This window comes from Arthrobacter sp. B1I2 (assembly GCF_030816485.1).
Classification (GTDB): domain Bacteria; phylum Actinomycetota; class Actinomycetes; order Actinomycetales; family Micrococcaceae; genus Arthrobacter.
Genome location: NZ_JAUSYC010000001.1, coordinates 1,753,888 through 1,776,169 on the forward strand (window position 1 = coordinate 1,753,888; position 22,282 = coordinate 1,776,169).

General features: G+C 67.5%; 15 protein-coding genes and 3 pseudogenes. 11 read left to right on the forward strand and 7 right to left on the reverse strand.

Going from position 1 to position 22,282, the window contains the following annotated elements; genetic code table 11:
• Positions 1–28: 28 nt before the first annotated feature.
• Positions 29–1,393 carry an 8-oxoguanine deaminase gene (locus QFZ57_RS08185; RefSeq protein WP_306899397.1) on the reverse strand — a complete coding sequence of 455 codons (1,365 nt, stop codon included), beginning with the start codon at positions 1,391–1,393 and terminating at the stop codon, positions 29–31.
• A gap of 401 nt (positions 1,394–1,794) precedes the next feature.
• Between QFZ57_RS08185 and QFZ57_RS08190 the strand changes: the two genes are divergently transcribed.
• The 8 genes and pseudogenes from QFZ57_RS08190 to QFZ57_RS08225 all read left to right on the forward strand — a co-directional run bounded on the left by QFZ57_RS08190 (position 1,795) and on the right by QFZ57_RS08225 (position 11,433).
• The gene (locus QFZ57_RS08190; protein WP_306899399.1) at positions 1,795–2,289 is read left to right on the forward strand and encodes a nucleoside deaminase; all 495 of its coding nucleotides are present in this window, start codon (positions 1,795–1,797) and stop codon (positions 2,287–2,289) included.
• A gap of 9 nt (positions 2,290–2,298) precedes the next feature.
• A pseudogene (locus tag QFZ57_RS08195) lies at positions 2,299–3,839 on the forward strand (NCS2 family permease).
• Between the two features lie 101 nt (positions 3,840–3,940).
• The gene (locus QFZ57_RS08200; protein WP_306899401.1) at positions 3,941–5,188 is read left to right on the forward strand and encodes an XdhC family protein; all 1,248 of its coding nucleotides are present in this window, start codon (positions 3,941–3,943) and stop codon (positions 5,186–5,188) included.
• Positions 5,179–6,108 carry an FAD binding domain-containing protein gene (locus QFZ57_RS08205; protein ID WP_306899402.1) on the forward strand — a complete coding sequence of 310 codons (930 nt, stop codon included), beginning with the start codon at positions 5,179–5,181 and terminating at the stop codon, positions 6,106–6,108. Before QFZ57_RS08200 ends, QFZ57_RS08205 begins: the two co-directional genes overlap by 10 nt.
• Before the next feature lie 2 nt (positions 6,109–6,110).
• Positions 6,111–8,960 carry a molybdopterin-dependent oxidoreductase gene (locus QFZ57_RS08210; protein ID WP_306899404.1) on the forward strand — a complete coding sequence of 950 codons (2,850 nt, stop codon included), beginning with the start codon at positions 6,111–6,113 and terminating at the stop codon, positions 8,958–8,960.
• 51 nt (positions 8,961–9,011) lie between these two features.
• Positions 9,012–9,992 (forward strand): aldo/keto reductase, encoded by a 981-nt coding sequence (locus tag QFZ57_RS08215; protein WP_306629956.1) that lies wholly within the window; start codon positions 9,012–9,014, stop codon positions 9,990–9,992.
• 50 nt (positions 9,993–10,042) lie between these two features.
• Positions 10,043–10,783 (forward strand): HEAT repeat domain-containing protein, encoded by a 741-nt coding sequence (locus tag QFZ57_RS08220; RefSeq protein WP_306899407.1) that lies wholly within the window; start codon positions 10,043–10,045, stop codon positions 10,781–10,783.
• Positions 10,780–11,433, forward strand: coding sequence for a uracil-DNA glycosylase (locus tag QFZ57_RS08225; protein ID WP_306629958.1), 654 nt, complete (start codon positions 10,780–10,782; stop codon positions 11,431–11,433). Before QFZ57_RS08220 ends, QFZ57_RS08225 begins: the two co-directional genes overlap by 4 nt.
• A 23-nt stretch (positions 11,434–11,456) precedes the next feature.
• Here the strand turns inward: QFZ57_RS08225 and QFZ57_RS08230 are convergent, their stop codons facing one another.
• The 3 genes and pseudogenes from QFZ57_RS08230 to aceE form a co-directional block, all read right to left on the reverse strand.
• A complete protein-coding gene (locus QFZ57_RS08230; protein WP_306899410.1) occupies positions 11,457–12,128 on the reverse strand; it encodes a hypothetical protein in 672 nt (223 codons plus the stop codon).
• A gap of 71 nt (positions 12,129–12,199) precedes the next feature.
• Positions 12,200–12,820 (reverse strand): nicotine blue oxidoreductase, encoded by a 621-nt coding sequence (gene nboR, locus QFZ57_RS08235; protein ID WP_306899411.1) that lies wholly within the window; start codon positions 12,818–12,820, stop codon positions 12,200–12,202.
• An 87-nt stretch (positions 12,821–12,907) separates the two neighbouring features.
• A pseudogene (gene aceE / locus QFZ57_RS08240) lies at positions 12,908–15,666 on the reverse strand (pyruvate dehydrogenase (acetyl-transferring), homodimeric type).
• A gap of 131 nt (positions 15,667–15,797) precedes the next feature.
• On the opposite strand from aceE, the gene QFZ57_RS08245 reads away from it, so the two are divergent.
• Positions 15,798–16,559 (forward strand): SDR family oxidoreductase, encoded by a 762-nt coding sequence (locus QFZ57_RS08245; RefSeq protein WP_306899413.1) that lies wholly within the window; start codon positions 15,798–15,800, stop codon positions 16,557–16,559.
• A 171-nt stretch (positions 16,560–16,730) separates the two neighbouring features.
• Positions 16,731–17,714 (forward strand): endonuclease domain-containing protein, encoded by a 984-nt coding sequence (locus tag QFZ57_RS08250; protein WP_306899414.1) that lies wholly within the window; start codon positions 16,731–16,733, stop codon positions 17,712–17,714.
• Between the two features lie 84 nt (positions 17,715–17,798).
• Here QFZ57_RS08250 and QFZ57_RS08255 read toward each other — a convergent pair whose 3' ends face one another.
• The 3 genes and pseudogenes from QFZ57_RS08255 to QFZ57_RS08265 form a co-directional block, all read right to left on the reverse strand.
• Positions 17,799–18,176, reverse strand: coding sequence for a sterol carrier family protein (locus QFZ57_RS08255; protein ID WP_306899416.1), 378 nt, complete (start codon positions 18,174–18,176; stop codon positions 17,799–17,801).
• Between the two features lie 31 nt (positions 18,177–18,207).
• Positions 18,208–19,224, reverse strand: a complete 1,017-nt coding sequence (locus QFZ57_RS08260; RefSeq protein WP_306629965.1) for an asparaginase — start codon at positions 19,222–19,224, stop codon at positions 18,208–18,210.
• Positions 19,225–19,282: 58 nt separating this feature from the next.
• Positions 19,283–20,870, reverse strand: a pseudogene (locus tag QFZ57_RS08265) (molybdopterin-dependent oxidoreductase).
• A gap of 95 nt (positions 20,871–20,965) precedes the next feature.
• Here QFZ57_RS08265 and purD point away from each other — a divergent pair.
• Positions 20,966–22,282 carry a phosphoribosylamine--glycine ligase gene (gene purD / locus QFZ57_RS08270; RefSeq protein WP_306901554.1) on the forward strand — a complete coding sequence of 439 codons (1,317 nt, stop codon included), beginning with the start codon at positions 20,966–20,968 and terminating at the stop codon, positions 22,280–22,282.

Sequence of the window (22,282 nt, forward strand, 5' to 3'; positions counted from 1 at the left end):
GCCACGCTAGCAGTTGGCGCCTTACGCGTCAGCCGTTAACCAGGCGCCGTGCCGCGGCCGAATGTTCCGCGATCAGCCCGGCCATGTCCAGTCCAGGGATCCGTCCGTCCACCACCCGCCACTGCCCTCCCACCATCACCCGGTCTGCCCGGTCGGCGGCGCACAGGAGGAGTGCGGCAATGGGGTCGTGGCTGCCGGAAAAACGCAGGTCATCGAGCTTGAACAGTGCCAGGTCCGCCTGCATCCCTGGTGCCAGCCGACCCAGCCCGGGCCGTCCCAGGACGGCCGCAGATCCGCTGGTGGCCCAGCCCAGTGCCCGCTCCACCGGCACGTCGGCCCCGTAGCGCAGCCGCTGGAGATAGAGGGCCTGCCGCGCTTCCAGGATCATGTTGGAGGCATCGTTCGACGCCGAGCCGTCCACGCCCAGCCCCACCGGGACGCCGGCGTCCTCCAGCTCCAGGACCCGGGCGGTGCCTGACGCCAGCCGCATGTTGGAGGTGGGGCAATGCGCGACGGCGGTCCCCGCGGCACCGAGGCGGGTGACCTCCGCGTCGCTGAAGTGGATGCCGTGCCCCAGCCAGGTGCGGTCCGTCAGCCAGCCCACGCTGTCCAGGTAATCCACCGTCCGCAGGCCGAACCGTTCCCGGCAGAAGTCCTCCTCGTCCAGGGTTTCGGCCAAGTGGGTGTGCAGCCGGACGTCGAGCCGCTCAGCAAGCGCAGCGCTTTCGGCCATGGTCTCCCTCGTCACCGAGAACGGCGAACAGGGCGCCATGGCAATCTGGATCACGGCGTCGTCGCCGCGCTCGTGGTACTGGCCAACCAGCCGCTCGCTGTCCGCCAGCACCACCTCCGGCGCCTGGACGGTGGACTGGGGCGGGAGGCCGCCGTCGTCCGTTCCCAGGGTCATGGACCCGCGCGTCAAGGTCGCCCGCATCCCCAGCCGCCGTACCGCCCCGACCTCGATGTCCACCGCATCTTCAAGGCCGGCGGGAAAGAGATAGTGGTGGTCGGCGGCGGTTGTGCAGCCGGAGAGCAGCAGCTCGGCAAGGGCCACCGTGGCGGCCAGTTCCAGGTCCTTCGGCGTAAGCCGGGCCCACACCGGATAGAGGTTCTGCAGCCAGGGGAACAGCGGTGCATTGGCCACCGGCCCCCAGGCGCGGGTGAGGGTCTGGTAGAAGTGGTGGTGCGTGTTGATCAGGCCGGGCAGGATGACGTGGCTGCCGGCGTCGAACGTTTCGGTGCAGGGTGCGGACGGCTGTTGCCCCGCGGCCAGTACTTCGGTGATGACGCCGTCGCTGACCACCAGGCCGCCCGAGGCGTCGAGGCTGTTGGCCGTGAAGGCTGCCAGGGGGTTCCGGATCCAGAGCCGGGAATCGGGATGGGGCTGGGGCATGGGAGGTCCTGTTCTGAGGGCGGTGGCATTAATCCAGCTCAGTGAGGTCCTGTCTGCTGATCCAGGTGCCGCGGCTGCGGGCAGCGGCGGGTGGGATTCAGACTAGGGATCAAGCCTGACCTGCGTCAACGTCTGCAGAATGTGACCGGCCGGCCGGCACATCCGTGAAAAGGCCGAAACATGGATTTCACATAGCGAAATTAAATTTCCAGAAAACTATGGCGTGGCCCACAAAGCGGTGCTAATCTCGATTCTGCCAAAGGCGGGCGCCCGAACCCGGGAAGCTATCTACCAGGCGCAACTTAACCTTCACAGCACATGCTGAAGCCTGGTAACCGTTCGCACCTGGTTCTACTGGTCCTGCACGGCAACAGGCTTCCCGGCAAAAAGGAAGTCGCATCATGAGTACCACCGTCACGGCCGAACAGTTTTTGGCCCGCTCCATCCGGCTGGCAACGGCCAACGTCCTCAACAGCGGCGGCCCCTTCGGCGCCATGATCGTCACGGCGGAGGGGCAAACGTTCGACGGCGTCAACCGCGTCACAGCGGACAACGACCCCACAGCCCACGCCGAAGTCACCGCCATCCGCAACGCCTGCCGCGAACTGGGCACCTTCGACCTCACCGGCGCAGTCCTCTACACCAGCTGCGAGCCATGCCCCATGTGCCTGGCCTCCGCGCTCTGGGCCCGGGTGGGCCGCGTGGTCTACGCGGCCGACCGCCACGACGCCGCCTCCGTCGGGTTCGACGACGCCGTCTTCTACGAATACTTCGAAAACCAGGACAGGGACTCCCTGATGCCGGTCTCCAGGCTGGAACTGGGCGATCCCCATGCCCCGGCCCCGCTGGAGCCGTTCAACACCTGGAACGCGCTCGAATCCAGGATCGATTACTAGGCGGCTGGGATGACCATCCTGGACCACTCCCACGAGGAGCAGCCGGCTCCAACCACCAGCACCTCCCGGCGGGCCCCCCGCACGCCGGCGCAGGGACCACAGACACCCCAGCCGCCGGCGTCGGAATCCTTTGTGGACCGGTTCTTCCAGGTCACCCGGCGCGGCTCAACCCTTGCCCGTGAATTCCGCGGCGGCCTGGTCACCTTCTTCACCATGGCGTACATCGTCATCCTGAACCCCCTGATCCTCGGCGGGTTCAGCGCGGACAACGCCCCCACAGACGTCGCCGGCGGCTGGCTCTCCGCCGCACAGGTAGGCGCCGTCACCGGACTCACCGCCGGCGTCATGACCATCCTCTTCGGCCTGATCGCCAACCTGCCGTTCGGGCTCGCTGCCGGCCTGGGCATCAACTCCTTCCTGGCCGTCTCGGTGATCCAGGAAGTCACCTGGCCCGAGGCCATGGGCCTGGTGGTGATCAACGGCCTCCTGATCGTCCTCTTCGGCGTCACCGGAGCCCGGACCGCCATCTTCCGGGCCGTCCCCAAGGAACTGAAGGCCGCCATTACCGTGGGCATCGGCCTGTTCATCGCCTTCATCGGCTTCGTGGACTCCGGCTTCGTCCGGCCCACCGCAGGCGGTCCACCGGTCCAGCTGGGCGACGGCGGCTCCATTACCTCCGTGCCCACGCTCGTGTTCGTCGTCGGTCTTCTGGCCATGGGGATCCTGGTGGCGCGCAAGGTCCAGGGCGGCCTGCTTATCGGCATCGTCGGCACCACCGTGCTGGCCGCCGTCGTGGAAGCCGTCCTGAAGCTCGGCCCGGCCAGCGCCACCAACCCCGGCGGCTGGCACCTGAACACCCCGGTCCTGTCCGGCCGGCTGGTCTCGGCACCGGACCTGGGCCTGGTGGGGCAGTTCGACCTGTTCGGCTCATTCGCCAGGATCGGCGGCCTCGCGGCCACCATGCTGGTGTTCACCCTGGTGTTCACCAACTTCTTCGACGCCATGGGAACCATGACCGGCCTGGCCAGGAGCGCCGGCGTCGCGCACAAGGACGGTACCTTCCCGAGGCTGAAAGCGGCCTTCATCGTGGAAGGCTTCGGCGCCGTGGCGGGCGGGGCCACCTCCGGTTCCTCCAACACGGTGTACATCGACTCCGCGCGGGCATCGGCGAAGGGGCGCGGACCGGCCTGGCCTCGGTGGTCACCGGTGTGCTGTTCCTCGGTTCGATGTTCCTCACCCCGCTCACCAGCGTGGTGCCGCTCGAGGTTGCCGCCGCCGCCCTGGTGGTGGTGGGCGCCATGATGATGGCCCAGATCCGCGAGATCAAGTTCACCAAGTTCGCCGTGGCCCTGCCGGCATTCCTCACCATCGTCACCATGCCGCTGAGCTACTCGATCGCCAACGGCATCGGCGTGGGCTTCGTGAGCTGGGCCGTTATTGGGGCGGCATCCGGCAAGGCGAAAAAGATCCATCCCCTGATGTGGGTGGTCAGCGCCGGGTTCCTGGTGTACTTCGCCCGCGGACCGATCAACCACCTGCTGGGCGGCTGAGCGTTGCCCCAACCACTGCCAGGAGCCGGGTCAACGCTTGGCCCGGCCCCTGGCAGGACCGACAATGGAGACCACCGCCGCGCGGAAGAAGGAGTGCCGCCATGCTTGATTTGATCCCTTCGCTCGGCCCCTGGATGCCCCGGCTCGCAGGCCAGCCGTTTGCCGTGGCCACCATCGCGGCCGCCTCCGGTTCGGTGCCCCGTCCCGTGGGCACGTCCATGCTGGTCACCGAAGCCGGCGAGGTGCTGGGCAGCCTCTCCGGCGGCTGCGTGGAGGGCGCCGTGGTGGCGCTCGCCCAGGAGGCAATGGACGACGGCGGCACGCGCCTTGAGGCCTTCGGATTCAGTGCCGCGGACGCCTTCGCCGCCGGGCTCACCTGTGGGGGAGAACTCGACATCCACATCCAACCCGTGCCGCCCGCCGTGCCGGGCGAAGCTGGGCATCCGCTGCGCACCGCCCTCCGGCACCTCGCTGAAGCCGGCCCGGACCAACCCGTGGCGCTGGTGCGGGTGCTGGGCAACCCGGGAGGCGGCGCCGTCGTCCTTCAGCATCCGGCCACCTTCCGCCTGGCTGCGTCCCCGGGGCTGTCATCCCTGCTGCACGGGGAGGCAGTGCTGCAGGTGGAGTCCATCCTGCGCAGCGGCGGCACCGGCCTGGTCCGCCTTCCGCAGCCGGGGGGCTGCCCTCCGGACCGCGGCGGCCGGGACAGGCACCTTGGGCCCGGGGAACAGGCCATCCTGGTGGAGTCGCGGCTGGCACCGCCGCGGATGCTGGTGTTCGGCGCCAACGACTTCGGCGCGGCGCTGGTCCCGGCCGCCAAGCTGCTGGGCTATCACGTGACCCTCGTGGATGCCCGCCCGGCCTTTGCGTCACAGCCCCGTTTTGCCGCCGCCCACCAGGTGGTGGCCGACTGGCCGCACCGGTACCTGGCAGCGGAAGCGGCTGCGGGCCGTACGGACAACCGCACCGTGGCCGCCGTCCTGACCCACGATCCGAAGTTCGATATCCCGCTGCTGGAAACCGCACTGGCCCTGGACTTCGCGTACGTGGGGGCCATGGGGTCCCGCCGGAGCCACCTCCAGCGGGTTGCGGAGCTCCTTAGTGCAGGCGTCCGGCCGGAGCGGATTGCCCGGCTGCACTCACCCATCGGACTGGACCTCGGCGCCGTCACCCCCGCCGAAGTGGCCGTTTCCGTCACCGCGGAAATTATCGCCGCCCGCAGCCGCACCGCCAGCTGCCTGCCGCTGAGCGAAACTTCCGGCACCATCCACCCGCACCCCATCCCCCCGCAACCCGCGCCCGCCCCGGCGCCCACAGACTTTGACAGGCAGGAGATCGCATGGACATGAACACCATCGAGGCGGTGGTCCGCACCACCGACCCCGGCCAATGGCGCGACGGCGACGCCTGGCTGGCCGGCGGGACGGTCCTTTTCTCCTACGGCAGTTACGCCTTCGGGCCGCAGCCGCTCAAACGGCTCCTGGACCTCGGCGCAGCAGGCTGGACGCCCATGACCGTCACCGACGACGGGATTGAGCTCGCCGCCACCTGCACCATCACCGAGCTGTACGGCCTTCCCGCCGCACCGGAAACATCCGGCAGGGCCTGGCCGGCGCTGGACCTGGTCCGCGCATGTTGTGACTCCTTCGTGGCCTCCTTCAAGGTATGGAACATGTCCACCGTGGGCGGCAACATCTGCACCTCACTTCCCGCCGGGCCAATCACCTCCCTCTGCGCCGGGCTGGACGGCACGGCCACCATCCTGGCTCCCGGCGGCGGCAGCCGCACCGTCCCGGTGGCGGACTTCATCACCGGTGACGCCAGGAACTGCCTGGCACCCGGCGAACTGCTCCGCAGCGTCCACCTCCCGGCGTCGGCCCTTTCCGCCCGCGTGGCGTTCCGCCGCCTGTCGCTGAGCAACCTGGGCCGGTCCGGGGTGCTGCTGATTGGAACGCTCGACGGCGGGACCTCCCTGGTCCTCACGGTCACCGCGGCCACCAAGCGGCCCGTGCAGCTGCGCTTCGACGACGTGCCGGCGGCGCACCACCTGGCGGCGGCGCTTGACGCCGCAATCCCCGCCGCGCTCTACCACGATGACATCCACGGACTTCCCGCCTGGCGCCGGGACATGACCTACCTCCTCGCCGAGGAGATCCGCGCTGAACTCGCCGCCCCGGAAGGAGCCCCCGGTCTTCAAATCTCCGGTGATTTCTGGCCGCCGCACGCCCTGCCCGGGCAGGCCGGCGACGCACTCTTGAAAGGGGCCTGAACATGGCCATCGACATCAACGGATCACCTGCGGACGCCGCACCCCGCCCCGGCCAGTGCCTGCGGACCTTCCTGCGCGAGCAGGGCAACCTGGGGGTGAAGAAGGGCTGCGACGGCGGCGACTGCGGCGCGTGCACCGTGCACGTGGACGGCGTGCCGGTCCACAGCTGCATCTACCCTGCCGTGCGGGCAGAAGGGCACACGGTCACCACCATTGAGGGCCTGGCTGCCACCTCCGGCGGCCCGGACCAGCTCCACCCCATGCAGCAGCAGTTCATGGAGCGGCAGGGTTTCCAGTGCGGGTTCTGCACGGCCGGCATGGTAATGACGGCCGCAACGTTTGACGACGACCAGAAGGAGAACCTGCCCCGGAACCTCAAGGGCAACCTCTGCCGCTGCACCGGGTACCGCGCCATCGGCGACGCCATCTGCGCGGACGCCGGCCACCCCGATCCGCACGGCCCAGGCTCGGGCATCGCGGGGGAGGGGCAGCCGGATCCGGAGCCCGGACAGCTGGGCGACGACGTCCCCGCCCCGGCCAGCCGCGCAGTGGTGACTGGTACGGCCCGCTACACCCTGGACATCCCCCGGGAACAGCAGCAGGGCCTGCTGCACCTGAAGATCCTGCGCTCGCCGCACGCCCACGCCCGGGTGGTCTCCATTGATAAGGCGGCGGCTCTGAAGGTTTCCGGCGTGGTGGCCGTCTTCACGCACGAGGATGCCCCCGCCCGGCTGTTCTCCACCGCGCAGCACGAGCTCTTCACCGACGACCCGGACGATACGCGGGTGCTCGATGACGTGGTGCGGTTCATCGGGCAGCGGGTGGCCGCCGTCGTGGCGGAATCGGTGGGCGCCGCGGAAGCCGGGGTCCGTGCCCTGCAGGTGCAATATGAGGAACTGCCGGCTGTCTTCTCGCCGCAGGACGCGCTGCTTCCGGGCGCGCCGCTGGTCCACGGGGACAAGGACGCGTCCAGCTCCCGGATCGCCCGGCCTGAACGCAACGTGGTGGCTGAGCTGCACTCGGAGCTGGGAAGCGTGGCTGAGGGCTTCGCTTCTGCCGACTTCATCCACCAGCAGACCTACCAAACGCAGCGGGTACAGCACGTGGCACTGGAAACCCACGCGGCCATCGCCTCGGTGGATGCTGAGGGGCGTTTGCAGGTCCGCACGTCCAGCCAGGTCCCGTTCCTGGTCCGCCGTACGCTGTGCCGGGTTTTCGGGCTGGAAGAGGACCAGGTGCATGTGGTGGCCGGGCGCGTGGGCGGTGGGTTCGGCGGCAAGCAGGAAGTCCTCACCGAGGACCTCGTGGCGCTCGCGGCCCTGGAACTGAAGCGGCCCGTCCAGCTGGAACTGACCCGCACCGAGCAGTTCGCCGCCACCACCACCCGGCACCCGTTTACCATCAAGCTCAAGACCGGGGCCACGGCGGCCGGTGACCTGACCGCGCTGGAACTGGACGTGCTCACCAACACCGGGGCCTACGGCAACCACGGCCCGGGGGTGATGTTCCACGGCTGCGGGGAATCGCTGGCGGTGTACAAGTGCGCCAACAAGAAGGTGGACGCGCATGCCATGTACACCAACACGGTGCCGGCCGGTGCGTTCCGCGGCTACGGGCTGAGCCAGATGATCTTCGCCATCGAGTCCGCCATGGATGAACTGGCCGCCGGCATCGGGATGGACCCGCTGGAGTTCCGCCGCCGGAACATGGTCCGCGAAGGGGACCACATGCTTTCCACCCAGCCAGACCCGGAGGAGGACGTCCATTACGGCAGCTACGGGCTGGACCAGTGCCTGGACCTGGTCCGGGACGCGCTGGACAGGGGCCGCGAACGCTACCGGGCCGCCGGCCTGGACAACCTGGGCCCGGACTGGATGACCGGTGAGGGCGCCGCGCTGTCCATGATCGACACCGTGCCCCCGCGCGGGCACTTTGCCCACACCCGGCTAAGGCTCCTGCCGGACGGAACGTACCAGGCCGACGTCGGGACCGCTGAGTTCGGCAACGGCACCACCACGGTGCACACCCAGCTTGCGGCGACGGCGCTGTCCACCACAGCCCTGCGGGTGGCCGTGCGGCAGTCGGATACGGACCTGATCGAGCACGACACGGGCGCCTTTGGTTCCGCGGGCACCGTGGTGGCCGGAAAGGCCACCCTCGCCGCTGCCGAGGAACTGGCCGTCCGCATCCGGGCGTTCGCCGCCGGGATCCGTCAGACCCAGGCCTCCGCCTGTGTCCTTGACGGCGACGCTGTGGTGATTGGTGGGACCCGGGTGGCACTTTCCGAACTCGCGCAGGCCGCCGCGGAAGCCGGCGTCGAACTCGCCGCCGAAGGGCGCTGGGGCGGCACGCCACGCTCCGTCGCGTTCAACGTGCACGGCTTCCGGGTGGCGGTGAACCGCGGCACCGGCGAACTGAAGATCCTGCAAAGCGTCCAGGCTGCCGACGCCGGCGTGGTGGTCAACCCGCGGCAGTGCCGGGGCCAGATCGAGGGCGGCATCGCCCAGGCGATCGGCGCGGCGCTGTACGAGGAGGTGGTGGTGGACGACGCCGGGAAGGTCACCACGGACATCCTGCGGCAGTACCACATCCCCACCTTTGCGGACGTCCCGCGCAGCGAGGTGTATTTCGCCGATACCAACGATGCGCTGGGGCCGCTGGGAGCAAAATCAATGAGCGAAAGCCCCTTCAATCCCGTAGCGCCGGCACTGGCCAACGCCATCCGGAACGCCACCGGAGTGCGGTTCACGCAGCTTCCCATCGCACGGGACCGGATTTACCTGGGACTCAAGGAGGCGGGGCTTGTCCCGGATCCCGTATCCTTGGCGGCAGCACCGCCGTCGGGCCGTTAATTTCCGCCGGCAAATTCACCCAGCTCCGGGACAACCCCATATAGTCGGGGGATGGAACAGCGGATTTTAGGCAAGACCGGACGGAACGTGTCCGTCGTGGGGCTGGGCACCTGGCAGCTCGGCGCGGACTGGGGCAACGTTGACCCGGCGCAGGCCCAGGCCATCCTGGCGGCATCGGTGGAAGCGGGTGTCACGTTCTTCGACACGGCCGACGTCTATGGCGACGGCAAGAGCGAACAGGCCATCGGGAAATTCCTGGCGGACAACCCCGGCCTCGGTGTCACCGTGGCCACCAAGATGGGCCGCCGGATGGAACAGCGTCCGGAAAACTACACCCTGGCCAACTTCCGCCAGTGGGTGGACCGCTCCCGGAAGAATCTGCGCAGGGACACCCTGGACCTGGTCCAGTTGCACTGCCCGCCCACGCCCGTGTACAGCAACAACGAGGTCTACGACGCCCTGGACACCCTCGTCGCCGAAGGGGCCATCCGTAACTACGGTGTCAGCGTGGAGCGCACCGATGAGGCCCTCGAGGCGATCCGCCACGAGGGAACAGCCTCGGTCCAGATCATCCTCAACGCATTCCGGCTCAAGCCGCTGGATGAAGTCCTTCCCGCCGCGAAGGCCGCCGGGGTGGGCATCATTGCCCGCGTGCCGCTGGCTTCCGGCCTGCTGTCCGGCAAGTACACGAAGGACACCAGCTTCGCGGAGAATGATCACCGGAACTACAACCGCCAGGGCGAAGCCTTCGATGTCGGTGAGACCTTCTCCGGCGTGGACTATGAGCTGGGCCTGAAGGCCGTGGCGGAGTTCGAGCAGCTGGTGCCGGAGGGCACCACCACGGCGCAGGCGGCCATCGCGTGGATTGCGGCGCAGGACGGTGTCAGTTCCGTGATTCCCGGGGCACGCAACGTGGAGCAGGCCAGGGCCAATGCCGCCGCAGCCACGGTCAGCGTCGGTAAGGAATTCGATGACGGCGTCCGTTGGATCTACGACCACTACTTCCGCGAGGCTATCCACCCGCGCTGGTAGGCCGCAGGTCCGCAACGGTCACGGGCGCATAAGTACCGGGGAGTCTGCTGGTGGGCAAACGATCGGATTACCGAACCGTGCTGCGTTCCCTGCCTCCTGACCAGTGGGTGGCGTACCTGAATGCGGAATCGGGCCTTCCAGGGCCCAGAGGCAACATCGAGCTCGCGGAAGCTTTTGCCGACATGGCTGACCCTGCCCTGATCCGGTGGTGCTCGGGGAGCCAGGATGAGTATCTGGCGACGTGCGGTGCCGTAGGGTGGGGGCGCCTGTTGACCGAAGGCGACGGGCAGGCCGCGCAGACCCTGAGGGCATTGGCCTCCGATCCCCGCTGGCGGGTGCGGGAAGGCGTTGCCATGGCCCTCCAGCGGCTGGGCGACACCAATATGCCCGCGTTGTGGGCCCTGGTCCAGGATTGGGTGGCTGGTCCGCCGCTGGTCCAACGCGCCGTTGCGGCCGGTATCTGTGAACCCCGTCTTCTTGGCGCGCCGCAGGACGCCGCACGTGCCTTGGAGGCGCTGGACCGGATCACGGCCTCTGTTGTGGGTGCGGATGCCGGCACCCGGCGTACCGAACCATTCCGGGTGCTGCGGCAGGGCCTGGGTTACTGCTGGAGTGTTGCCATAGCGGCGTCTCCCGCGGCGGGCTTCCGGCTCCTGGAGCGGTGGGCGGCCACCCCTGACAGGGACGTGCGCTGGATGGTGCGGGAGAACCTCAAAAAGGCCCGGCTGGCCAAGGCCGACTCCGCGGCTGCTGCACGCGTGGCCGCGGTGCTGGATCAGGCCGGTCAATGACTGGTGTGTCCATCAGCTCGTTTGTCCGCCGGCTCGCCGCCGTGGAGACAGGCTCCGGGTGTACCAATTTCTTCGACCAGGCTCTCCCGGAGAACGCGCTGCGCAGGCACAACCTCGAGATCTACCTGCAGGAGATGCTGGACCGGCGGCCCAAGGTACTGCTGGTAGGGGAGGCGCCGGGGTTCAGGGGAATGCGGATCACCGGGGTGCCCTTCACCAACCGGACCATCCTTGACGGCCCGGCCAACAGCTTCGGGCTCTTCGGGCCCGGGAAGGGTTACGTGCTGCCGCCCGACGCTGCGGGAATTGCCGCCGAACCAACTGCAACGGTGCTGTGGCAGGTCCTGGAAGAGGTGGGCCTCCTTCCGTTGCTGTGGAGTGCATTTCCCTGGCATCCGCATCAGCCGGGGAATCCCTTGTCCAACCGCACGCCCAAACCCTCGGAAACGAAGCTGGGGACGCCTTTCTGGCAGGAGCTCTCGGAGCTGTTCGGCATCAGCTCGATTGTGGCGGTGGGCAACGTGGCGCAACACAGCCTGTTGCGCAGCGGCCTTGCGGCACCCAGGATCCGCCATCCCGCCCACGGCGGCCGGTCCGGATTCAAACGGGGACTGGAGCAGCTGCTGGAGGCCGGGATGGGTGCCTGCTAGGGGTGTCGCCTCTTGACCCGTTGTTATGCCGTTTGCGGGGCCTTACCAGCTGCGCGTTCGATATTCCGCTTCAGGACGGACATCATTCGTGCCTGCATGATCCAGACCACGAGGGGAAGCCAGAAAGAGAGCCACCGGGGGCGCAAGACCTCATAGCCGCCGATGACGAGCCGGGTGCGCCCTCCGGGCAACTCCTTAAGCAGGAAGCCCCAGAGCCCTTCCGTATAGGCAGGCGGCCGTGGCTGTGCCGCGTCAAGGGGGCGCCCCATCAGGTCGCTCAACCCATGCAGCCCCAGGAAGCGGTTCGGCTCGAGCGCTGCCACCGTCCAGGCGTCCACCGGGCCTTGGCTGCGGGTCCAGTACTTCACTTTGTCACCGAGCGAAATGTCCTGCCACTCCGGGTGGACTGTCCGGGCGCTCGGGCGCCCCGCATTATCCAGATGGTCCCAGGAGTACCAGCCGCCACGGTCCCCGCCCATCTGGACAAGCCACGGCCATACCTCGTCCGGCGGGGCGTTGATGGTGACGGCCATGGTTGCCCCTCTTTTGCCGTTGGGAACCACGTCGGCGCCGGGATACGGGCCGTAAACTTCCTCATCTGTTGCGCCCCAGTGATTGAGCCGGGGGCGTACCCAGACTCCATACAGGGCAGTTGCCGTCCCTGCCGCGCCCGCCAGTTTGCGTCCCAACATCATGTAAGAAGCGTGGCACCGCCTGCACCGGCGGGGAAGGGACCAAAGTCGCGCTGCCTGTTGAAGGCTGCGCCCTAACCGAGCAGATGGAGCTGGTCCGGCGTATCCACGTCCTCGCCGGTGGACTGGTCGCTGCAGTCCACCTCATCCACCAGGTCCGGATGCGCCTGCAGGAAGCCGCGCGCCCCGGCGTCGCCCGATACCGTTGCGCACACCGCTTGGCGCAGGGAGGCATCGATGAGCAGGGGATGCCCGCGGCGGAGTCCCGCCTCACCTTGGCTGTCACGACGGCGGTACGCGGCGGCGGTGATCCGCCCGGGGCGGTGGCGGGACAGCAGCCGCTCCACCGTTCCCGGGGTAAGGCCCGGCTGGTCCACGAGGGCGATCAGCAGGTGGTCGGCCGGGTCTGCGGCCTGGTGACCGAGGAGGAAGGAGCTTCCCATGCCTGACTCCCAGCCCGGGTTGGCCACCACCCGGCAGCCATCCAGACTGGCAGCGGCTTCAACGTCTGCCGCTCCGGCGCCGAGGACCACCACCACCTCCCGGCAGCCGCCGTCGAGCATCCTGCCCGCGATGCTTTCCACCAGCGGCCGCCCGCGGTACGGCAGTAAAGCCTTCGGGCCCAGGCCCAGGCGGGTGCCCGCACCTGCGGCCAGCACTACGCCGGTGGTCCTGACCTCATCCGCGATCCCCATAGCTGCACCCTATTGGAGTTTTTGGGCAGATATCGTGACTTCTACCGCTTGGAGGTCCTTGTAGCTGCCCAAAAACTCCAAGGGTTGTCAGGCGTCCCCGCCTGCCCGGCCCGTCGTGCCGGCGCTGACGTCCAGGAGTTTGTAGCGGTCCATAGCGTACGACGGCGTGCCCTCCTCGATCTCGCCCCTCGCGGCGAGCATCTGCAGCGCTTTAACCACGATGGAGTGGGTGTCGTTTTTGAAGAAGCGGCGGGCTGCTGCGCGGGTGTCGGAGAAGCCGAAGCCGTCGGCGCCGAGGGTGGCGAATTCGTTGGGGACGAATTGGCGGATCTGGTCCGGGACGGCCTTCATGTAGTCACTGACGGCGACGATGGGGCCGGTGGCGCCTTCGAGTTGCTGGGTGACGAACGGGGTGCGGGCGGGCTGGCCGGGGTTGAGGAAGGCTTCCTCTTCGGCGGCGAGTCCGTCGCGGCGCAGTTCGTTCCAGGAGGTGACGGACCAGACGTCGGCGGAGACGTTCCAGTCGTCGGCCAGGACGCGTTGTGCTTCGATGGCCCAGGGCACGGAGACGCCGGAGGCGAGGATCTGGGTGCGGGGACGATTATCTTCACGGCCTGCGACCTGCGCCGGGGCGAGCAGGTAGATGCCCTTGATGACGCCTTCGATGTCGAGGTTTTCGGGTTCGGCGGGCTGGATGATGGGTTCGTTGTACACGGTGAGGTAGTACATGACGTTCTTGTCTGTCGAGTCCGGCCCGTACATGCGTTCGAGGCCGGAACGGATGATGTGTCCGATTTCGTAGCCGTAGGCGGGGTCGTAGGTGAGGACTGCGGGGTTGGTGGAGGCGAGCAGGGGGGAGTGGCCGTCGGCGTGCTGGAGGCCTTCGCCGGTGAGGGTGGTCCGTCCTGCGGTGGCGCCGATGATGAAGCCGCGGGTCATTTGGTCCGCGGCGGCCCAGAAGGCGTCGCCGGTGCGTTGGAAGCCGAACATGGAGTAGAACACGTAGACCGGGACCAGGGGCACGCCGTGGGTGGCGTAGGAGGTTCCGGCGGCGGTGAAGGCTGCCACGGCGCCGGCTTCGTTGATGCCGGGGTGGATCAGTTGGCCCTGTGCGGATTCCTTGTAGGCCAGGACCAGGTCGCGGTCCACGGAGAGGTAGTTCTGGCCCTTGGGGTTGTAGATCTTCGCGGTGGGGAAGAACGCGTCCATCCCGAAGGTCCGGGCTTCGTCGGGGATGATCGGGGCGATGTGCTTGCCGAAGTTCTTATCCCGCATCAGGTCCTTGAGGAGCCGGACGAACGCCATGGTGGTCGCGGCCTGCTGTTTGCCGGAGCCGCGCTTGGCGACCTCGTAGGACTTGTCCTCGGGCAGCACGATCTGGTCGTGGGTGTTCCGGCGTTCGGGGACGGAGCCGCCCAGGGCGGCGCGGCGTTCCATCATGTACTTGATTTCGGGGGCGCCGGTGCCGGGGTGGTAGTACGGGGGCCGGTACGCGTCCTTCTCGAGCTCTTCGTCGGTGACGGGGATCCGGAGGTGGTCGCGGAACTTCTTCAGGTCATCGAGGGTGAGTTTCTTCATCTGGTGGGTCGCGTTGCGGCCCTCGAAGTGCGGGCCCAGGCCGTAGCCCTTGACGGTGTGGGCGAGGATGACGGTGGGTTTGCCCTTGAATTCGGTGGCTGCCTTGTACGCGGCGTAGACCTTGCGGTAGTCGTGGCCGCCGCGTTTGAGGTTCCAGATCTGGTCATCGGTCAGGTCCGCGACGAGGTCCTTGGTCTGCGGGTGGTTTTGCCGAAGAAGTGTTCGCGGACGAACCCGCCGGATTCGGCCTTGTAGGTCTGGTAGTCCCCGTCCACGGTCTCGTTCATGATCTTCACCAGGGACCCGTCGGTGTCGCGGGTGAGCAGGTCATCCCATTCCCGGCCCCAGACGACCTTGATCACGTTCCAGCCCGCGCCGCGGAAGAACGCCTCGAGTTCCTGCATGATCTTGCCGTTGCCGCGCACCGGCCCGTCCAGGCGCTGGAGGTTGCAGTTGATCACGAAATTCAGGTTGTCCAGGTTCTCGTTCGCCGCCAGCTGCAGCAGGCCACGGGACTCGGGTTCGTCCATCTCACCATCGCCCAGGAACGCCCAGACCTGCTGGTCCGAGGTGTCCTTCAGGCCCCGGTTGTGCAGGTACCGGTTGTTCTGCGCCTGGTAGATCGCGTTCATCGGCCCGATGCCCATCGACACCGTGGGGAATTCCCAGAAGTCCGGCATCAGGCGCGGGTGCGGGTAGGAGGACAGGGCGTGCCCTTCCCGGGACTTTTCCTGCCGGAACCCGTCCAGGTCCTCCTCGGAGAGCCGGCCTTCCATGAACGCCCTCGCGTACATGCCGGGGGAGGCGTGGCCCTGGAAGAAGACCTGGTCCCCGCCGCCGGGGGCGTCCTTGCCGCGGAAGAAGTGGTTGAACCCGACCTCATACAGGGTCGCCGCACCCGCGTAGGTGGAGATGTGCCCGCCGACGCCGATATCGGGCCGCTGCGCCCGGTGGACCATGACCGCGGCGTTCCACCGCATGTACGCCCGGTACCGGCGCTCAAACTCCTCGTTGCCCGGGAACTCCGCTTCCTGGTCCACCGGGATCGTGTTCACGTAATCGGTGGTGGTCACCATCGGCACCCCGACGCTCTGCGCGCCCGCGCGCTGCAGCAGGCTCCGCATGATGTATTGGGCACGCTCGGTGCCCTGTTCCCTGATCAACGCATCCAGGGACTCAACCCACTCGGCAGTCTCTTCCGGATCACGATCAGGCAGCTGGTTAGTCAACCCGCTGAGGATATGGGAGGTCTCTTCTCCTGCAGCCACGGCAGCCTCTTTTCATCTTTGAACGCATGGGTGCTTAGGTTTTCGTATTGTGAGAAAACACTTTTGCTCTTCGAGATTATGTAGAGGTGGACGTACGATGCAATTATGACCGGCCCGGCAAGGAGAACACGATGAGCACCACTGACCAGATCTGTAGAGTCGCCGTCGTCACCGGGGCCGGGTCCGGCATCGGCCGGGAGGTAGTCCGCCAGATGCTGGCCGAAGGCTACTGCGTGGCACTTGCGGGCCGCCGGGAGGCGCAGCTGAAGGAAACGGCTGGAGGGCACGCTGACGCACTCGTGGTGCCCTGCGACGTTACCCGGCCCGACGACGTCGAGCGGCTTTTCGCCGCAGCCCGCCAAGAGTGGGGGCGCGTGGATGTGCTCTTCAACAATGCCGGCGTATTTGGTCCGGCGGCCGGGGTGGACGAAATCAGCCTGGAGGACTGGAACGCCACCGTCGCCGTGAACCTCACCGGGTCCATGCTCTGCGCAGCGGCAGCAGTCCGGGCCATGAAAGGGCAGAAGCCCCAGGGCGGGCGGATCATCAACAACGGCTCGATTTCGGCGCATTCGCCCCGGCCACGGACCGTGGCCTACACCGTCACCAAGCACGCCATGACAGGCCTGACCAAGAGCATCGAACTGGACGGCCGGGGCTATGGCATCACCTGCGGACAGATCGATATCGGCAACACAGCCACGGAGATCATGGACACCATCGGCGTCGGCTCGGGGGCGTTGCAGGCGGACGGCAGCCGGAAGGTGGAACCGATGTTTCCCGTGGCGGACGCGGCGCGCGCAGTGCTGATGATGGCCAATATGCCGGCCTCGGCCAGCGTGGGATCGGTGGTCGTCACCGCAGCGGGCATGCCGTTCATAGGCCGCGGCTGACGCCCCCACCTCCGGAGTTTTTGGACAGATAACGGGACTTCCGGGCCGGCAAAGTCCTTGTATCTGTCCAAAAACTCTGCGGAAGTTGCAGTGGCCTGTGGATAACCTCCCGAGGGGTGCCGACAGGTGGCTCAATGGAGCATGAGCAGATTGTCACCCTTGCCTGAAGGTTTGAACTTTCTGCCCTTTTCCATTGCGGAAGCTGAGCGTGCAGGCCTGGCAACGAGCAGACTTTTCGCTGCAGACCTGTACCGGCCCAGCCGCGGACTGCGCGTGCCGAAATCAGCGCCGCCGGAACTGGCAGCCCTCGTCCGCACGCACACCCGTCAGGACGCGGAAACTTTCGCAAGCCTGATAACCGCCGCCCAGATTCTCGGCTTTCCGCTGCCTCCCTGGGCGGAGTTCAGGCCGGACGGCGGCGGCCCTGTTACGGCCGCCGTGGAACCTGTGCCCTGGGGCAAGAAATCAGGCAGTCATTTTCGTCAGCCGGGGCGGTTCCTTCACCTCTCCAGGAAAGGCGGCGGCTCCCTTCCCCGGCGCAGAGGCATCGCCGGACATTTGCTGAAGGTCCGCGACGGAGACCTCATCTACATCGACGGGCTGCGACTGACATCAATTCCCCGGACCTGGGTGGACCTTGGTTCCGTCCTGCCGGTGGACGACCTCATCGTCGCGGGGGATGCCATCATCAGTGAGCATGCGAGGAATTTCGGTGAGCCCAGGCGCCCGATGGTGCCTCTGGCTGAGCTGCGGGGATTCGTGGATGGGGCCAACGGGATCCACGGCGTCCGGAAGGCGAGGGAAGCGCTTGACCGTGTGCGTGTAGGCGTCGATTCACCACCGGAAACGAAACTCCGCCTGATGCTGGACGGCGCCGGGCTTCCGGAGTTCAAGCCCAATTGCCGGGTGGACGACGTATTCGGGAGGCCGGTGTGGACGGATCTCGGAAGCCGGCGTTTCCGCACTTGCGTCGAATACGAGGGCTTGCACCACCTCTCGCCGGAGCAGCAGGCCCTGGATTCTTACCGGGACCAGCGCGTGGTGGAAGCGGGTTGGCGGCAGGTCAAGATTAATCGCATCGATATGGAGCGGGGGCCGGAGTGGGTGGTGTCGAGAGTCTCCCAGGCTCTGCGGAAACAAGGGTGGCAGCGGTGAGTTTTTTGGACAGCTATGACGACTTTGGGGGCGCGGAGGTCCCCGTATCTGCCCAAAAACTCAAGGGGTCGTAGGGGTGACGGGTTAGAGCGGCAGGAGCGTCGAGAGGTCCGCGCGGAGGCCCGAGGCAGCAACCTTGTGGGCGGCTACGGCGTCTGCCCAGCCCAACTGGCCGGTCACCAGCGCAAGCCAGGTGGCGGCGTCGCACTCAATCACGTTGGGCGGGGTGCCGCGCGTATGCCGCGGGCCCTCAACGCACTGGGTGACGCCAAACGGCGGCACACGCACCTCCACCGAGTTCCCCGGCGCACGCGCCGTCAGCTCCTCCAATGAGTATCTGACGGCAGTGGCCAGGACGGTCCGCGGCAGGGGAGCATCCGACGGCCGCCGGGCAGCTTCCTGCCACGCCTTCAGTGCTGCTTTGCCTTCCAGGACGTCAATACGACGGCGGGCTACGGCCATGCGTTCAGTCTTCCTTTCAGGGGTGACCAAGTCAGTCCAGGAGCGCGGAAACCGCCGGGCCCAACCTGATCTTCCCCACCGGACGGCCGCCGCCGAGCACGGGTTCAACCACCTGCTCCAGGGCGCTGGCAACTCCCGGGATCTCCACGGCCCCCGCCGCGGCAAGGAGGGTCAGGGCCACCAGCGAGGTGGCGCGGACGTTTCCATCAAGGATCTTGACCGCAACGGAAACCCCCTGGGGCGTGGCCATGGCCAGGACTCCCTCAGCCCCGATTTTGGCGATGATCTCCAGTTCGTCCATCACCAGGGTGTTGGCTTCGCCGCGGCCCTGCACCGCCCACGGGTAATCGAGCATGGAGGTGGCGATGGTGGCGGCCCTGGCGCTGAAGCTCTGGTCGCCGGGAGCCTTGGCCAAGTGGGAGTAGGCCCGGGCCAGGCCTTTCAGGGAAACAGCTGCCACCGGGGCGCCGCAGCCGTCGATCCCCAGGTGCGCGATCTTCTCGCCGGTGTATTCCTCGATGACGGTGCGGACCCGCTGCTGCAGTGGATGGTTCGGCTCCAGGTAGCTGTGCGTGTCCCACCCGTTTTCGGTGCAGGCCCAGAGGAAAGCGGCATGCTTCCCGGAACAGTTGTACGCCAGCCGCGACTTCCCCTTTTCCGAGCGCACCAACCAGTTCCGGGCCGTTTCATCCTGCGGCCAGGCTTCCGGACACTGCAGCTGGTCCTCACGGACTCCGGCCGCCTTGAGCATGCCCGCCACCACATCCATGTGGTCCAGGGATCCCGTGTGGCTTCCGCAGGCAATGGCCACCTGGGCACCCCGCAGCGGAACACCCGACTGCATGGAGGCCAGCGCCTGGAACGGCTTGAGCGTGGATCGCGCGAAGATGGGCGTGTTGATGTCACCGAGCTCGGTGACCACCGAGCCGTCGGCGGACAGGAGGACGGCTGAACCGATGTGCCGGGACTCCACAAAGCCACTGCGCTCGATCACGGCCAGTTCGACGGCGGAGTCCACGGTGAAGGTGGCATGCGGGTTGTGCGGCATACTGCCAGTCTATGGGCCAGCCCCGCAGATGCCCGGTCAGCCCGGCGGCGCGTAGCAGCTATTGCACGGTGACCATCACGGACTGCCAGCCTGATGCGCCGTCAGGGACCGGATCGGCGCGTTGGTCCGTCTGGACCTCCCCGTTCCCGTCGGTGGCCCGGACCTTGATGTAATGGGGGCCGGGTGTGGCATCCCACTCGTAGGACCACTGGCGCCAGGTGACGGTGGAAGCTTCAGTGGAGAGGGTGGCTTCCACCCAGTCGCCGTTGTCGATCTGGAGTTCCACCTTGGTGATGCCGCGCGTCTGGGCCCATGCGGTACCGCCCACGGCGACTTTCCCCGCGGGGACTTTCGCGAAGGATTTGGGCACGTCCACACGTGCCATCGTCTTAATGGGCCCGCGCTCGGACCAGCCGCGCTCTGTCCAGTAGGCCTTGCTGTCCGCGAACCGGGTGACCTCCAGGTCCACCACCCACTTTGTGGCGGAGACGAACCCGTACAGCCCGGGAACCACCATCCGCACGGGGTAGCCGTGCTCCAGCGGCAGCGGCTCGCCGTTCATGCCGATGGCCAGCATGGCGTCCCGGTCATCCTGCAGGACCTCCAGGGGAGTGGAGGCACTGAAGCCGTCGATTGACGTGGACAGCACCATGTCCGCCCCGTCCTTGGGCCTGGCGCGGGCCAGGACATCGCGGATGGGAAGGCCCAGCCACTTGGCGTTTCCGGCCAGGTTGCCCCCCACGGGGTTGGATACGCAGGTCAGGGTGACTTGGGATTCGATCAGTTCGGCGTCAAGCAGGTCCTGGAACGTGAGGGTCACTTCCTGCTCCACCAGCCCATGCACACGCAGCTCCCAGTCATCAACGTTGACTTCCGGGTACGCTCAGGGCCGTATCGATGCGGTAGAACTCACCGTTGGGCGTCACCCACGGCGGAACGCCGGGGACCGGGGACTGGACCCCGGCCGGCACCGGGGCTGCGGCCCTTGCCGGCGACGGCAGGCTCAGCGCTTCCCGGGCCTGGGCCACATTGCTGCGCGCGGCAGCCAGCAGCCGTCCACCCGTTGCAGCGATGCCCGCCGCCACGGCAGTGATCCCGGCAGCAGCGAAGAAGCGGCGCCGACTGGTGCCATGGCTCCCAGCCTGTTCGCCGCCGTCGGCCGCTTTATCCGCCGGCGACTCCGGCCACGCCTTCAGCCCCCACAGCGGCACCATCAGGCGGCGGAGGACCATCAGCCCGGCGACGGTTCCCAGCACGGAAGGGATGGCGTCTGCGGCGCCCACACCCGAACGGGTCACCACGCAGGCCACAATCACCACCCCCATGAACAGGACACCCAGGACACCCAGCGCCCATTTCCGGTAGGCCACCACGCCAAGGATGCAGGCGAGCACCGCGATCGTCAGGCCCATGCCTACGAATAGGGCCGCCTTGTCATTGGTGCCGAAGGTGGCGATCGCAAAGTCCTTCAACCTGGGCGGCGTGAAGTCGATGAAGGTGGACCCCAAGGCAAACAGCGGTGTTGCCCTGGCGGTGAAGAAGGCCCCGATCAGCTCCGCAACGGCAAGGACGACGGCGGCTGCCACCACGCCTGCCAGTGCGGCCATGGGGGCGGGGCCGGTAATCCGTTCTCGCAGCTTTGTCATGTGTATGGTTCGGAGCGGGCAGGAGTCCGGATTGACCCGGCGGGGGAGGACACAGCTTAGGAGCGGGAAGGGTGCACAAAGTACCCTTGGACACTGTGAAGGTACTCGTCATTGGCCCCGGAGGCCGCGAACACGCCATTGTCCGCTCCCTGCTTGCCGACCCCAACGTGTCCGAGGTCCACGCGGCGCCGGGCAATGCCGGCATCAGCAAGCTGGTTCCCACATACAAGATCAACGGCAACGATCCCGAGGCGGTTGCGGAGCTGGCCACCCGGCTCGGCGTGGACCTCGTGGTGGTGGGGCCGGAGGCTCCGCTGGCCGCAGGCGTATCCGATGCCGTGCGCGACGCCGGTATCCCCGTGTTCGGGCCCAGCAAGGCAGCAGCCCAGCTGGAGGCGTCGAAGGCTTTTGCCAAGGAAGTCATGGCGGAGGCCGGCGTCCCCACGGCCATGGCCATGGTGGCCGCCAACGCCGAGGAAGCAGCATCGGCACTGGACACCTTCGGCGCCCCGTACGTGGTGAAGGACGATGGGCTCGCCGCAGGCAAGGGCGTGGTGGTCACCCGGGACCGCGACGAAGCCCTGGCGCACGCGCAGTCCTGCTTCGACGCCGGCGGCTCGGTGGTCATCGAGGAATTCCTGGACGGCCCGGAAGTCTCCTTGTTTGTCCTCTGCGATGGGCAGAACACGGTGGCGCTCTCGCCCGCCCAGGACTTCAAGCGCATCTTCGACAACGACGAAGGGCCCAATACCGGCGGCATGGGCGCCTACACGCCGCTCGAGTGGGCCCCCGAGGGACTGGTGCAGGAAGTCCTTGAACGGGTAGCCCAGCCCACCGTCAACGAAATGGCCCGCCGCGGCACTCCGTTCGTCGGCGTGCTGTTCGTCGGCCTGGCCCTCACGTCGCGCGGCACCCGCGTCATCGAATTCAACGTCCGCTTTGGCGACCCCGAAACCCAGGCGGTCCTCGCCCGGCTCAAGACCCCCCTCGGTGCGCTGCTCATGGCAGCCGCCAAGGGCGAACTGGACAAGGCAGAAGAGCTGCGTTGGGCCAAGGAAACCGCCGTCGCCGTTGTTATCGCCTCGGAGAACTACCCGGACACACCCCGCACCGGCGACCGCATCCGCGGGCTCAAGAAGGTGGAGGAACTCGACGGCGTGCACGTCATCCACGCCGGAACTGCCCTGGATGAGGAAGGCAAAGTAGTGTCCGCCGGCGGGCGGGTCCTGGCCGTCGTCGCCCTGGGCGGCGACCTGGTGGAGGCACGCGAGAAAGCGTACGACGGCGTCGAGCTGGTCAAGCTGGACGGATCCCAGTTCCGCACCGACATCGGACGCAAAGCCGCCCGCGGGGAAATCAAGGTGCCGTACGGTGCCACGGGCGCGATGCCCATCGTGAAAGCAAAGGCCTGA